The following is a 13,717-nucleotide window of genomic DNA, read 5'->3' as shown; positions in this document are numbered from 1 at the left end:
AAGGCTCCTAGGCTTAATTCGCCCAAGGCGGCGGCTCGGCTCCGGCAACGGGGGATGCATACAAAACAAGATCGTAGTAATGGGCGGGAGAGTGCTGGCGTAGTCGGAAGTGGTAGCCATCCACTAATTTATCCAGTTGTTCCACGATGTCTAGCAAGTCCTGGGCGTAGTGGTATACGCAAATAGCCATGCGGGGGCGCTGGGTATGGATGAGGCGAGATGCTCCTTCCAGTGCTCTGGCTTCAAATCCTTCGATGTCAAGCTTCAACAACGTCAGTTTTTCAAGTTCGTCGTCTAGGCGGGTGGTAGATACGGATATGTCGCCATCCTGCGATACATGGCTGGAGACGGTGCCGGTCTCCTTGAAGCGCAACGTCGTATGTTCGTTGGAGATGGCTTTGTTGATGGTCTTGATATTGTGAGGCAAGAAGGGGGGAGCGCTCGCGACACCTTGCAGTTTCTGGAAGTTAATGCGGTCGGGCTCGAAAGCCGTGATGCTTTCGTATTGATGGCGGGATGCGTCAAGAAACTTGCGGACGATAGGTCCCTCGAAGGCGCCACCATCACAAAAATGTTCGCGCTTTCCCAGTTGAAAGGTGCTGCTGTCGGCGAACGTGGAAAAGTATTCGTTGATCGGTGCGGCCCAGCATTCCCTCAGAAGGCTGGAATCGTAGGTCAGGCGGAACAATAGGTTGCTGTAGAGCGTAAAAACGCTGAATTCGTCGTCCAGGCGATCCGCGAGGCGCAAAAACTCGTCCAGGCGTAGAAGCGTGCGCTGGCGGTACACTTGGGCAGGTTCGTACACTGCTGCCAGCCCACAGTGGGCAATGGCCAGGCAGGCATCCACCCTTTCGATGCCTGCTTGCTCGCAGAGCTTGCGGGCCAAACCAGATTCTTCTGGACTATAGGAGAAATCGATGGCCAATGCCCCGGGGTGGTGGGCCGCTTGTTCGACAAACTGGCGCAAACTCCAACGCGGCACGCCATGAACGGTGTCACCCTGGTTTGGCTTGTCATCCACGGCGGCGATGACATGTGTGGGGTGTTGGACGATCTGGGGAGCATAGATGTTGCCAATGCCAGAGCGCGGTTGAATGAGAAATAGAGGGCGCTGCTCAAAATGCGGGATCAGTGGATCCACGGAAGGTGCAACGCTCAGCTGTTCAATGTGCGCAGCTGCGCAGAGATTGGTGGCAAACGCACGGCCGCGCGGGCTACAAGAGAAATCGATAGCAACTGCATTGGGATGCTGCCCCACCTTCGCAAGAAACTCCTGACTGCTCCAGCGCGGCGCGCCGTGGATGTTATCCAGATGGGTGCTTTGGTCGTCAACCGCGGCAACCACATGACGCAGGTTGGCCACGACCCGGGGGCCATGCACCATGCCTGCGTAGGACTCGGGAGCAACCAGGAAAACGGGGCGGTCGGCAATCGCGGGCAGGCGCGCAATGACATCGTCGAGTGCAGGACGTTCCTGCTCCGCGATACGTAGAATGCGTTGGCGAAGCTGCTCATTTCTCGAGTGCATGGAGGTCATCTATCGTAGGTATGAATGGGGGTGTCGTAGCGGGTATCGAAATAGGTCTTGGTGGGCACGTCCTCGTCGTAAACACGCGGCCAGCCAAGTTCGCAGCTTCGGCCCACTTTGACGCCTGCGCGCACGATGGCGCCGGTACGCAGGATGCTGTTGCCGCCGATTTCGACGCCAGTGCCGATCTGAACGCCATGCTCTATCCAGCATGAGGATTTGATGCGGCATTCCGGACCAAGGTGCGCTCCGGCTTGGATGACGGTGTTGTAGTCGATCCTGCAACCGTGCCCGATGACAGCATTGGCACCCACGAACGCGTTCAGGCCGATGACCGCGTCCGCGCCTACGGCGGCGCTAGGGTGTATGAACGGCTCCAGCCTGAAGCCACGCTCCATTGCTGCCTGCATCAGTTCCATGCGTTTGAAGTTGCCGAAGCGTTCGTCGAAGGCGGCGAACATGGCCCCGTCGGCTGGATCCAGCCCATCCAGCACATCGAGATCGAACGCATGATCAGCATCCTGTGGCACGTCAATCCTGATGACTGTCTCGTCCTGACGCGCCTGCTTCCAAGCATGAAAGGCCAGGTCGAGGTATTCGCTGCCGCCGATGATCCACCTAGATTTCATGTTCGGTTTCCATCAGTAGCGTGTACCAGCGTTCGACCAGGCGATTCATGGATTCGTAGTCACCCTGAGTGGGCAGTGGAGCATCTGTGTGCAACGCGGCCTGCACCCGCTCCATGATTTCCACGTCTTCGCCCACCACCGTCTTGCTGCCGTGCATTTGTGCCAGTAACACCTGGCCGGAAAACCCATAAGGCCGCTTCTTGCGTGCGCTGAACCAATATATTTCCAAGTCGGTCCTGTCCGGCGCGATGGGGGTGTGGTGTTCCAGTGTGAAGGAATAGCCGCCGTTTGCGCTGGCGATATGCAAGTTCGGGAAAGCCAGCCAGTTGAAGTAGGCGTCCTGCTCACCCCAGCGTTCCACTTTGTCGTGCCAGCCGAAGTGTTTAAGGTCGGGGATGGATGCTTCAGCGCCGCCGAAGCTGAAGCGACGCATTTCGCGCCTCAGGGCCGCAAGCGATGCGTCCTGCAAGGCTTCCAAGGACTCATTGGCTTGTTCCTCGTTTACTTGGGGAACGAAGCTGACACTCTTGGCCAGGGTCTTAGGGTGGACGAAGCGCGGGTGATTGGCATCCCGAAGGTTTTCGTAAGCGAGCTTCCAGTTGTACCGTCCATGCCATGTCGTCACCATGACCTCAGTGTCATAAGCGTTGGAACTACTTTCCAGCAGGGCGATGAACTCTGGCGAAAACTGCTCCTCGATTGGCATCGGGTTAGGGTCCAGGCTTACAAACAGCACGTTGCCAATGGCGTGCAGTGAGAATTCGCGCAGCTTGAGCTTGTTCTTTTCGCCGTCGTCCATGCGATAGATCGTGCTGCAGTCCGGGATGTTCTTCACCCCGCCTCGTTCATCGTAGCTCCATGCGTGGTAAGGGCACACCAAAGGGCGGCAACCGATAGCGCCGGCCTGGATCAGCGCACTGCGGTGGAGGCAGACGTTCTCGAACGCACGAATTTCACCATGGAAGTTCTGTATGACAAGGGGAATGCCTGCGACCTTGCGCGTGATAAAGCAATTGTGATCCTTCAGCAGCGTTTTGAGTCCTGCGAACAACCAGACCCTGCGGAAGATCTTGCGCTGCTCGCGATCAAATATTTCCTGCGACAAGTAGTACTTGGGGTGCATCCTGGAGCGCATGGATCAGTCCATCTTGATGTTCTTGTGGAATACGATCTTGGCCGGATTGCCGAACACCGTGGCACCTGCTGGCACGTCCTTCAGCACGACCGCACCGGTACCGACGACAGCATGCTCACCCACCTTGACGCCGGGCACCAAGGTGGCACGCGGGTGCACGACTGCGAAGTCGCCTATCTCCACGCCGCCGCCCATGAACACCTGTGCGCCTATATGAGCATAATGACCAATGCGAACGTCGTGTCCGATCACTGACCAAGTGAGCAGGTTGGCAAAATCCCCGATCCACACATCGGGACCAATGTGGACATGGTTGCCGAGAAAGCAACCTGTACCGAGACGCACGCGGCGACTGAGGTGCGACTCGGTGCAGATCGGGATGAACGCGGCTCCCTTTGCAAGCAGCGGTTGAACGTATTTGTGTCGTTCCAGTGGGTTGCCTTGCGCGCACACGAAAGCCTCGTTGCCACGCGGCACGTACGTCAAAGGGTCGCCGACGATGGGTACCCCGGTATCGAAGTCATCGAGAATGTGCGCGCGACTGTCCAGGAACCCGGTGACTACCCAATCCTTGCGATGCGCGACATCACCTTGCATTTGCTCCAAGACCTCCCGGCCCCAGCCGCCCGCGCCGACGATAAGCACGGAATAGGTCACAGGACAGCCCCGCCGTCCATCACCAGACTGGTCCCGGTTACCCAGCGACTGGCATCGGACAAGAGATAGATCGCAGCGTTCGCCACGTCCTCTGCGGTGCCCAATCCGAGCGGATGACGTTTTCTCTGTGCTTCCAGATGGGTTGCGTCCCAGATGGGCGTCACGACTGCAGAGGGAGACATGCCATTGACCCGGATCTTGCGTTTGGCCTGCTCCATGGACAGGCAGCGGATGATGCCGAGCAGGGCTGACTTCATGGCCGAATATGGGCCTACTCCAGGCGTGCCGATATGGGCCGCAGTGGACAGCATGAAGACGATGGAACTTTGAGGCGCGAGAGCGTTGACCTGCAACAGCCGCTGGGTGAGCATGACAGGTGCCAGGAAATTGACCGCATAGACATCGGCCATGAGCTTCTCGGTCAATTGCCGGATGGGGCTCAAGCGCTGCCCGCCAGCGCAGTGCACCAAGCCATCTATGCTGGAAATACCCTGCACCAGTCGTTCACGGCCTTCTGCTTCGGTCAGGTCGGCCAGCACCTGGCGGTGACCTTGGCCTTCTAACAAATTGTAGGTTTCCTGAAGGCGGTGGGCGTCCCGCCCAGTGACGACCAGACACGCCCCGCGCCGCGCGCAGGAAACGGCGATTTGCCTGCCGATGCCTGACGAAGCACCTGTGACCAGGATGGTCTTGCCCGTCAGTGAAAAAGCGCGTTGCGCCGCGTTACTCATGCGTAGATGTCCATCGGTACAGAAAAACCACCATCAAGAATGAAGTGGTTGCGCGTGATCCAGCGGCTGGCATCGGAAAGGTAGAACACTGCTGCATAAGCCACGTCTTCTGGCTCGCCCATGCCGAGTGGCGTCAATTCAAACAGGCTGTCCATATTGCCGCCGCTTCCCTGCAGGCCATCCAGCAAGGGGGTGCGTACGTAACCCGGTGCGATGCAGTTGGCACGCACGCCTTGCTTGGCCACTTCCATACCCAGCGAGCGCATCATGCCAAGCAGGGCGCTTTTGCTGGCGGCGTAGGCGCCGCTAGCCAGCGGGCCGATATGCGAGGCAATCGAGGCAATGAATAGCAGGGAGCCACCCGGCGCGATCTGTTTTTTTGCCAGTAGGCCTCGAGTCAGCAGCATGGGCGCGTAGGTGTTGTTTGCAAATGTCTCGTCCAGATGCGCATGGCCAATCATGCGAAAGGGGGTCAGCTTGGACATACCGGCTGCGTGTGCCAAGCCGTCGATGACACCGCTTGCACCCACTACGCGGTCAATGCCTTCCTGTTCTGTCAGGTCCGCCAAGACTTGCGTGTGGCCTTGGCCTTCCAGTTGGTCGAATGTGGCTCGCAGCCGCTCAGCGTTGCGCCCGGTGATGACGACGCGCGCTCCCATTTGTGAGCAGGTGATGGCAATTTGTCGACCAATACCCGATGAAGCGCCAGTCACTAGGACACGCTTGCCTTCCAGGGAAAATGGATCGCGCGCGGCGTTCATGCTTCGATCAGCGCCGGAAAGGCCGCGTTCTCGACGTCCACGATGGCCGTGCCCCAGGACAGGCCAATGCCGAAACCGGCAAGCAACAGGCGGTGCTTGGCCTTGACTAACGTATCGCTCAGACGGACGGTCATGGTGACTGGCAGGGAAGCGCCACTGGTATTGCCAAGGTCTCGCAGAGTCGACGGCACTTTCTCTGTCGGCAGCGCCAACTTCTTGCGGATGGTTTCGTTGATCATTTTGTTGGCCTGATGGAAAACGAAGAAATCAACGCTGTCCTTAGAGACACAGGAATAGTCAAGCAACCTTTCCACCGCTGGCGGCACACGCTGGGTCGAGAAACTCAATACGGCCGGACCATCGAGAATCAGTTCACCTGGCCAGTGCAGCACACCATTCTCGTCACGTGTAGGAGAAATATGCTGGTGTCCGTAAGGCTCACGGTGTCCGCCCACGGGCAACATGATGGCCTGGTAGCCGCTGCCGTCGCTGTTCAAGTCGAAATGCATTGGGGGTGCATTTTTGTCGAATTCCAGCGCTGTGGCGGTGCCTGCATCGGAGAACAATGGATCCGTAAGCGTGGCGGAGCGGTCTCCGACCAGCAGAAGCGCTTTTTTGATGGTGCCCGCCGCAATCATGCTGCCCACCAGGTGCAGGCCAAACGGATAGCCCGAGCAGCCAAGATTGACATCAAAGGCGATAGCGGTCTGCGGCAATTGCAGCCGGTCCTGCATGATGATGGCCGTGGCCGGGATGGGATAGTCGGGTGATTGCGTCACGACAATCAACGCATCGATTTCTTTCTTGTCCCATTGCAGCTCTTCAAGCAGCTTTTCCGTGGCGATGAGCGCCAGGTCGGAAAACGTCTGCCAGCTCGGGCAAATGCGACGAAACTCGATGCCGATGTTGCGCACCAGACGCTCGCGTTCTGAGCGCATCTTCGGCGGGCAATCGGTCAAGTTGGAAATGATCCGCTTGGGCACGCAACTCGCCATGCCCGCAAAGCGGACATTGCTGAGAGTGGACAATCCCATGGCTTTACCCCAGCAGTTTGTAGAGATCGTTTAGTGTGACGCAGTTCTTGAGATCGTCGCCGGTAATGACCTTTCCGTATTCCACGTCGAACATGACGATTACCCCCAACGCTGAGAGCGAATCCCACTCAGGCAAGTCAGCCAGGACGGTGTCCATGGTGACCTCCACCGGATCCTGAAAGTCGGTAGCGGAGAGGAAGTCCTCAATGAATTTCTGTTGACTCATGTTGTTCCATTTCCAGGTTGTGAAGCGTGGGGAAATTGCATTGGAGCCTATCAGCAAGGATGTGCGATCAACTGCGCGATTGCCTCGATGTCGGCGGGCTCCAGACCAGGATAGATCGGCAGGCAGAGGACCTTCTGCGCGATGTCGCGCGCGACCGGTAGATTGTCCGGTGCCGCCGAGGGCAGGCTGCGATACATCGGCAGGTCGCTGATCAACGGGTAGAAGTAGCGGCGGACCAGCACATTCTGTTCCCGTAGACGCTGGTAGAGCGCGTCACGCGACAGCGGATAGTCCACATCCACCAGGATCGGGAAGTACGCATAGTTGGTTGTGGCCTTCTGGTCTTGGGGCAGGCAGCGGATGCCGTTGATAGCGGCTAGCAGCTGCCGATACTGCTGGTCGATCAGGCGCCGCTGTTCCAGCGCTGCGTCGATATGCTTGAGTTGCAGCAGTCCGAAGGCGGCGCTGACCTCATTCATCTTGCCATTGATCCCGGGGGCGACCACGGTGGTCTCATCGACGATGCCGAAATTCTTCAGGTAGCCGATGCGACGATAGGTGGTCTCGTCCGGGCAGACGATGGCGCCACCTTCGAAAGTATTGAACACCTTGGTCGCATGAAAGCTTAAAACGCTCAAATCGCCATGACGCAGGATTGAACCGCCCTGATCGCGAACCCCAAAGGCATGGGCTGCGTCATAGATCACGCGCAGGTTGTAGATATCGGCAATGCGTTGGATCGCCGCGGTGTCACAGGCGTTGCCATAGCAATGCACCGGCATGATCGCTGTGGTTTGGGGCGTAATGGCCGCTTCGATCTTGGCCGGATCCAGGCTCAGGGTCACCGGGTCGATATCGACAAAGACCGGGCGGATGCCGCTCCAATGCAAGGAATGGGTGGTGGCAACGAAGGAGTAGGGCGTGGTGATCACTTCGCCGGCGATACGAAGCGCTTGCAAGGCAGTGATTAGCGCCAGGGTCCCGTTGCTGAGCAAGGCGATGTGGTTGACGCCCAAGTAGTCACATAAGGCACGCTCCAGGGCCGCATGCATGTCGCCGCCATTGGTCAGGATGCGGCTGCTCCAGATCTTCTCCAGGTACGGCACGAACTCGTCCAGGGGAGGCAGCAGCGGACTGGTGACGGGAATGGGCATGGTGGCCTGCGTGGGTGCGTGTGGAGAATCCGCGGCGCGGATCGTGGCGACGGGGTTCCTGTTCTGAAAGCAAGCCACATGCCAACAGACGTGTCCATTGCTTCCGCGTTCGCCTACGGGAAGCACGCGACGATCCCCATCGTTCGCGACACAGCCGCATGCAGCCGGCCGGACGCGTGTCCGGAAAGCATGCGATGCGCAGAGGGGAGGGTACTTCAGTTTCGAACCGCGGTCGTTCCGTAGCGCAGCACGCGCGCGGCGACGCGGGTCGCGAACGCGCGCTCAGCCGGCCAGTTCGGTCTGGTCGCGGTCGATGCCGTACTTGCGCAGTTTCTCCACCAGCGTGGTGCGACGCAGGCCCAGCAGCTGGGCCGCATGCGCGACCACGCCCTGGGTGCGCTCCAGCGCCTCGTTGATCAACGCCAACTCGATGTTGGCCATGTGCCCGCGCAGGTCCAGGCCGCTCTCCGGCAGCGTCGCCGCGTTCTGCGCGGCCGCTTCGGACGGATCGGAGAACGCCTTGGGGCCGACGTGCAAGTCGACCACGTTGGGCACGCGGCGCGGATCCGATGCGGTGATCGGCGCCGGTGGCGCCGACACGTCGATCGAGGAGGCGAAGTCGCCGCGGTAGCGCGCCGGCAGGTCCTGCACCCGCACCAGGCCGCTGGGATGCAGTACCGCCAGGCGCTCGACCAGGTTGGTCAGCTCGCGCACGTTGCCCGGCCATTCGTAGCCGCGCAGGGCCTGCAGGGCTTCTTCGGAAAAGCGCACTTCGCCGCGCCCGGTACGCGCCAGCTGCGCGGCGATGGTGTTGACCAGGGCCGGCAGGTCGTCGCTGCGCTCGCGCAACGACGGCATCTCGATCGGGAACACATTGAGCCGGTAGAACAGGTCCTCGCGGAACTGGTTGCCGGCGATGCGCTCTTCCAGGTTGCGGTGGGTGGCGGCGATCACGCGCACGTTGCAGCGGATGGTGACGTTGCCGCCGACCCGCTCGAAGCTGCGTTCCTGCAGCACGCGCAGCAGCTTGACCTGCATCGGCAGGCTCATGTCGCCGATCTCGTCCAGCAGCAGGGTGCCGCCCTCGGCCATCTCGAAACGGCCCTTGCGCGCGGTCAGCGCGCCGGTGAAGGAGCCTTTCTCATGGCCGAACAGCTCGCTTTCCAGCAGATCCGGCGGAATCGCGCCGCAGTTGATCGCCACGAACGGACCGTCGCGGCGGGGCGACTGCTGGTGGATCGCGCGTGCGACCACTTCCTTGCCGGTCCCGGACTCGCCCAGGACCAGCACGGTGGTATCGAACGCGGCGACCTGGTCGATCAGCCGTCGCAGCCGCACCACGGCAGCGCTGTTGCCGGTCGGGCCGCTGTCCTGCACCGCGCCGGCCTGGTGCTCGGCGTCCAGGCGCTTGAGGCTGGCGCGGCGCAGCAGCGTCTCCAGCTGCGCGTGACGCAGCGGCGCTTCCAGCTGCCACACATTGGCCTCGTGCAGGCCGTGGCGCTGCGCGAACGCCTGCGCCTCGCCGTTGAGCAGCAGCACCGGCGGCGGCAGCGGACTGCGCGCGACCCAGCCGAAGAACGCATCGGCCTGGGCCTGGTCGTCGAGTCCGCCGACCAGGATCGCCATCCACTCGCTCTGCCGGTGGCGGCCGGGATTGACGTCGGCCACGTCGGTCACCCAACGCGGGTTGAGGTCCATGAATTCGAGCAGGCTCACCGTGCGTTCGGCGCGGACCGCGTCGTCATCGATCACCAGGATGCGCGACTCGCTCATGCCGGTACTCCCTCTGTGCGTAAGCCCTCCAGGATCGGCATCACTTCCTGGATGTAGGACAGCTTGCTGACGAAGTTGTCGGCACCGGCGCGCATGGCGTGCTCGCGGTGCTCGGCATCGTCGAAATGGCTGGCGATCACGATGTACGGGGCCTGGTCCTGGGTCTTGATCAGGCGCGTGGCCTGCAGGCCGCCCATCTCGGGCATGGCCAGATCCATCAGTACCACCTGCGGGCGCAGCGACTCGGAGCGTTCGATCGCCTCCAGGCCATTGGCGGCGCTGCCGATCACTTCCATCCAGTCGAGCTTGCGGAAGTGGCGCATCGCGGCGTTGATGAAACCTTCGTGGTCGTCGACCAGAAGCACGGACAATTTGTTCATGTGCATTGTTTCCTTAGCCCGCGCGGGCCAGCAGCGGTTTGGCGCGACGGCGTTCGCGGGCGGGGGCGATATCCAGTTGTTCGCGGTACTTGGCCACCGTGCGCCTGGCCACGTTCACGCCCTGGCGCGACAACAGGCCGGCGATCGCCTCGTCGGCCAGCGGCCGCCCCGAGGGCTCGGATTCGATCAGGCGCCGCACCATGGCGCGCACCGCCTGTCCCGAAACCGCGGCGCCTTCCAGGCGTACGGCGAAGAAATGCTTCAGCTCGAAGGTACCACGCGGCGTTTGCAGATACTTGCCGGTGGTGATGCGCGACACGGTGGACTCGTGCATGCCGATCGCGTCGGCCACTTCCTTCAGGGTCAGCGGCGCCATCGCTTCCTCGCCCTTGACCAGGAAGGCGGCCTGGCGCTCGATGATGGCGCGGGTGGTGCGCAGCAGCGTCTCGTAGCGCATCGACAGGCCACGGGTCAGCCAGCGCGCTTCCTGCAGCATTTCGCGCAACGGCGCCGCCGCCTCGCCGGCCTCGGCCAGGGCGCGTTCGTGCATCGGATTGACGGTGACGCGGTGGGTCGTGGCCGGATTCAACGCCACCCGCCAGGTGCCATCGCTGTGCCAGGCCACCACGTCCGGAATCACATGGCCCAGATTCTCCGGCAGCAGGCTGTCGCCGGGGCGCGGCTGCAGCGACAGGATCAGCCGCACCGCTTCGCGCACGTCGTCGGCTTCGGCGTCGAGCTGGCGCGCCAGCAGCGGGTAATCGTGGCTGGCGAGCAGGTTCAGATCGCCGGCAAGGATGCGCGCGGCCAGGTGGCGGCCGGCGACGCGGCCGGGCAGGGCGGCCAGCTGCACGCTCAGGCATTCGCGCAGATCGCAGGCGGCCAGGCCGGCGGGATCGCCGTGCAGCAGCCGCTGGCGGATCGCTTCCACCTGCGCGGCGGAGCGGTCGAAACGGGCGCAGGCGAGCTGGGTCAGCGTGTCCAGCGCGCCGTCGAGATAGCCGGCATCGTCGCTGTGCTCCAGCCAGAACGCGGCCACTTCCAGGTCGCGCTCGTCCAGTTCCATCGCCAGGCGCTGCAGCACGCGCAGCTGCGGATCGGTGGACTCGCCGGCGGCGATGCGCTGCATGCGGTCGTCTTCGCCCTCGCTCCAGCCGGCGGCGGGGATGTCCCACATCGAGGATTCTGGCAGTTCGTCGAACGCGGCGGTTTCCAGCGTGGTGTCGTGATCGACCACAGGCTCGAGCACGCCTTCCGGCTCTTCCAGTTCCAGCAAGGGATTGGTTTCCAGCGCGCGCCGGATTTCCATTTCCAATTGCATCCCGTCCAGTTGCAGCAGCCGGATCGACTGCAGCAATTGCGGGGTCAGGTGGAGTTGCTGGCCTAGCTGGGCGGAGACGGTCGGCTTCATGCGAACTTCCTCGGTTTGGCGCCAACCCTCTGGCGCCCGTGGAATGCATAGTGCTTGCCACCTGACGGTAACAGAATCGGGGCGTTCCTGAGTGAGGTAGTCAAATTCCCGACGGCATGTAAGGAAAATCCTTACATGACTGTAAGGGGCGCCGGTCGTTCGGCGCGGCAGAGGCAACGCTGGCGGGCCTCGACGGTTTCACGTCGGCAGCTGAGCGGTTAAGGCAAGCCGCATGCCAGCACGGCGCGCCGGGAACCCGTTTCCGGCTGGACTCAGGTCAGCTCGTTCTGATGGCGTGCGGCCAGCAATACGAGATCGTTGGCGCGCCGGCAACCCAGCGATTCCATCATACGCGCGCGGTGGGTCTCCACGGTCTTGACGCTGATCCCCAGGTCCGAGGCGATTTCCTTGTTGCTCTGGCCACGGCCGATCTGGCGCAGGATCTCGCGCTGCCGCGGCGACAGCGCGGCGACGCCGACCGGGCGTTCGCGGCCGAGCATCGGCGCGATCATCTTGGAAGAGATCTGCGGACTCAGGAACACCTGGTTGAGGCTGGCCGCGCGCAACGCCAGTTCCAGTTCCAACGGCGCCGCATCCTTGACCACGAAGCCGGTGGCGCCGCGGTCCAGCGCATCGCGCACGTGCACCGGATCGTCGTGCATCGACATCATCACCACGCGAGTCTTGGGCGAGGTCTGCAGCACGTCGGTCAGCGCGTCCAGGCCGCTGCGCCCGGGCAGCGACAGGTCCATCAGCACCAGATCGGGGCGGTGCAGGCTGGCCAGGTCCACCGCTTCCTGCGCGTTGCTGGCCTCGGCGATCACGTCGATGTCCGCAAACGTCTGCAATAACCGGCTCAGGCCGGCGCGAACCAGGGTGTGATCGTCGACGATGATGACTCGCACGGTGGGGAGATCTCTCTACTCTAGTACCGCACCTTAGCCGAGCGCGCCGCCGCCGCCAACCTCGTCGCGGCGCGGCGGGAACGTGGTGGGCGGCTCAGCGTGCGCGCCGGCTGTCGGCGATCTGCCGCCGGTGCAGGCGGAACAGGTGCCGTTCCAGGGCCTCTTCCAGGCCAGGCGGCTGTGTCTCGAATCGTAGCCAGAGATAGAAACCGCCGCCAGCGGCGGCTTCGGCCAGGACCTGGACCGGCAGTTCGAGGTGGTCGGGCAGCCAGTCCGACGGCTGCAGGCGCAACAGGCCGGCCGCGCCCGGCAGCGCGCCCGAGCGCGATCCCAATTCCAGTCTCAGGCCTCGGCGCGACCAACGCACGGGTCGCAGCGGCAGACCTTCCTCGTGCTGCCGGGCCAGGCGGCCGAGCAGCACCAGCATCAGGTCGAGCTTGGCGTCCATGCGCTGCAGCTGCAGGGGCTGGTCGCTGCGCTCTTCGCTGCCGTCTTCGCTGCGCAGGTCTTCGACCTGGGCCAGGCCGCGCAGCAGGGCTTCGGCGGCGCCGAAGCGGCCGATACCGTTGCCGAGCTTGAAGTCTGCCGGCAATGCCAGTTCGCAGCTCAGGGTGTCGTGGAACAGCTCGGCTTCGGCAGGGTGGTGTACGCCGCCGTCGGACGCGCTGTTCATCTCAGCGATCCGGCCTGGGAATAGGCGCGCGCGGCATTGTTGGAGAGGCGATTGGCACGCAGCCAGTCGCCGGCTTCGTCGCGCGCCTGCAGCATCTGCGCGATCACCGCCTGCTGCAGTTGCAGCAGCGAGCCGATGCCCTCGCGCGAGACGTCGTTGCCGGCCTGCTGCAGGTATTCGCGCAGGTGCTGGTCGTGCTCGGCGACCATGCGCCCGGCCAGCGCGTGGTCGTCGCCTTGCAGCACCTGTTGCAGCTGGTGCAGTTCGGCATGCAGTGCTTCGATGCTGATGGCGATCATACGGCGGCGACCGCGGCGAGTTCGCGCTGCTGCACGGGGATGGCGTTCCACGCCGCATCGATCTCGCTGAGCAGTTCCAGCGATTCGACCAGCGCGCTCTCGTCGTTGTGCAGGTTGGCCTCGGTGAGCCGATGCATCACGTAGTCGTACAGCGCCGAGAGGTTGTTGGCGATTTCGCCGCCAGCCTCGTGGTCCAGCGAGCCGTTGAGGTGGCCGACGATGGCGCAGGCCTCGCCGATCGCCTTGCCCTTGCGCGCCTGGTCGCCCTGCGCCAGGCAGGCCTGGGCCTGGCGGATGCGCTGGCACGCGCCGGCGAACAGCAGCGCCACCAGCTTGTGCGGGTCGGCATCGGTGATGCTGGTGGACACGCTCATCTTGCGGTATTGCTCGGCGTACTGGCGGCTGGAACCGTACATGGAAA

At 62.5% G+C, this 13,717-nt stretch carries 16 protein-coding genes; all 16 read right to left on the bottom strand.

The window, feature by feature from the left end; translation table 11 throughout:
* Positions 1–13: 13 nt before the first annotated feature.
* Positions 14–1,537 (bottom strand): FkbM family methyltransferase, encoded by a 1,524-nt coding sequence (locus AB3X08_RS11515; protein ID WP_369932676.1) that lies wholly within the window; start codon positions 1,535–1,537, stop codon positions 14–16.
* Positions 1,534–2,157 carry a UDP-3-O-(3-hydroxymyristoyl)glucosamine N-acyltransferase gene (locus AB3X08_RS11510; protein WP_369932674.1) on the bottom strand — a complete coding sequence of 208 codons (624 nt, stop codon included), beginning with the start codon at positions 2,155–2,157 and terminating at the stop codon, positions 1,534–1,536. The genes AB3X08_RS11515 and AB3X08_RS11510 overlap by 4 nt, the downstream gene beginning before the upstream one ends.
* Positions 2,147–3,292: an aromatic ring-hydroxylating oxygenase subunit alpha gene (locus AB3X08_RS11505; protein WP_369932673.1), complete on the bottom strand. Its 1,146-nt coding sequence runs from the start codon at positions 3,290–3,292 to the stop codon at positions 2,147–2,149. The genes AB3X08_RS11510 and AB3X08_RS11505 overlap by 11 nt, the downstream gene beginning before the upstream one ends.
* A 3-nt stretch (positions 3,293–3,295) precedes the next feature.
* Positions 3,296–3,949, bottom strand: coding sequence for an acetyltransferase (locus AB3X08_RS11500; RefSeq protein WP_369932671.1), 654 nt, complete (start codon positions 3,947–3,949; stop codon positions 3,296–3,298).
* On the bottom strand, positions 3,946–4,680 hold the full coding sequence (locus AB3X08_RS11495) for an SDR family NAD(P)-dependent oxidoreductase (protein WP_369932669.1): 735 nt from the start codon (positions 4,678–4,680) through the stop codon (positions 3,946–3,948). The genes AB3X08_RS11500 and AB3X08_RS11495 overlap by 4 nt, the downstream gene beginning before the upstream one ends.
* Complete coding sequence (locus AB3X08_RS11490; protein WP_369932667.1) at positions 4,677–5,441, bottom strand: SDR family NAD(P)-dependent oxidoreductase; 765 nt, start codon at positions 5,439–5,441, stop codon at positions 4,677–4,679. Before AB3X08_RS11490 ends, AB3X08_RS11495 begins: the two co-directional genes overlap by 4 nt.
* On the bottom strand, positions 5,438–6,475 hold the full coding sequence (locus AB3X08_RS11485; RefSeq protein ID WP_369932666.1) for a ketoacyl-ACP synthase III: 1,038 nt from the start codon (positions 6,473–6,475) through the stop codon (positions 5,438–5,440). The genes AB3X08_RS11490 and AB3X08_RS11485 overlap by 4 nt, the downstream gene beginning before the upstream one ends.
* Positions 6,476–6,479: 4 nt before the next feature.
* Positions 6,480–6,701, bottom strand: coding sequence for an acyl carrier protein (locus tag AB3X08_RS11480; RefSeq protein ID WP_369932664.1), 222 nt, complete (start codon positions 6,699–6,701; stop codon positions 6,480–6,482).
* A gap of 50 nt (positions 6,702–6,751) precedes the next feature.
* Positions 6,752–7,855 (bottom strand): DegT/DnrJ/EryC1/StrS family aminotransferase, encoded by a 1,104-nt coding sequence (locus AB3X08_RS11475; protein WP_369932663.1) that lies wholly within the window; start codon positions 7,853–7,855, stop codon positions 6,752–6,754.
* A 282-nt stretch (positions 7,856–8,137) separates the two neighbouring features.
* Positions 8,138–9,628: a sigma-54 dependent transcriptional regulator gene (locus AB3X08_RS11470; RefSeq protein WP_369932662.1), complete on the bottom strand. Its 1,491-nt coding sequence runs from the start codon at positions 9,626–9,628 to the stop codon at positions 8,138–8,140.
* Positions 9,625–10,008 carry a response regulator gene (locus AB3X08_RS11465; RefSeq protein WP_010341669.1) on the bottom strand — a complete coding sequence of 128 codons (384 nt, stop codon included), beginning with the start codon at positions 10,006–10,008 and terminating at the stop codon, positions 9,625–9,627. Before AB3X08_RS11465 ends, AB3X08_RS11470 begins: the two co-directional genes overlap by 4 nt.
* Before the next feature lie 13 nt (positions 10,009–10,021).
* Positions 10,022–11,419: an RNA polymerase factor sigma-54 gene (rpoN, locus tag AB3X08_RS11460; protein ID WP_369932661.1), complete on the bottom strand. Its 1,398-nt coding sequence runs from the start codon at positions 11,417–11,419 to the stop codon at positions 10,022–10,024.
* A gap of 272 nt (positions 11,420–11,691) precedes the next feature.
* On the bottom strand, positions 11,692–12,324 hold the full coding sequence (locus AB3X08_RS11455) for a response regulator (protein ID WP_179564539.1): 633 nt from the start codon (positions 12,322–12,324) through the stop codon (positions 11,692–11,694).
* 94 nt (positions 12,325–12,418) lie between these two features.
* The gene (locus tag AB3X08_RS11450; protein WP_369932659.1) at positions 12,419–12,997 is read right to left on the bottom strand and encodes a PilZ domain-containing protein; all 579 of its coding nucleotides are present in this window, start codon (positions 12,995–12,997) and stop codon (positions 12,419–12,421) included.
* Positions 12,994–13,296 (bottom strand): hypothetical protein, encoded by a 303-nt coding sequence (locus tag AB3X08_RS11445; protein WP_369932658.1) that lies wholly within the window; start codon positions 13,294–13,296, stop codon positions 12,994–12,996. The genes AB3X08_RS11450 and AB3X08_RS11445 overlap by 4 nt, the downstream gene beginning before the upstream one ends.
* On the bottom strand, positions 13,293–13,712 hold the full coding sequence (gene fliS / locus AB3X08_RS11440; RefSeq protein WP_184409860.1) for a flagellar export chaperone FliS: 420 nt from the start codon (positions 13,710–13,712) through the stop codon (positions 13,293–13,295). Before fliS ends, AB3X08_RS11445 begins: the two co-directional genes overlap by 4 nt.
* Positions 13,713–13,717 lie beyond the last annotated feature (5 nt).

The sequence above is a fragment of the Xanthomonas sp. DAR 34887 genome, assembly GCF_041245805.1.
GTDB lineage: Bacteria > Pseudomonadota > Gammaproteobacteria > Xanthomonadales > Xanthomonadaceae > Xanthomonas_A > Xanthomonas_A tesorieronis.
The sequence above is the reverse complement of the archived record's forward strand: the minus strand, read 5'-3'. Positions and strand labels throughout refer to the sequence as shown.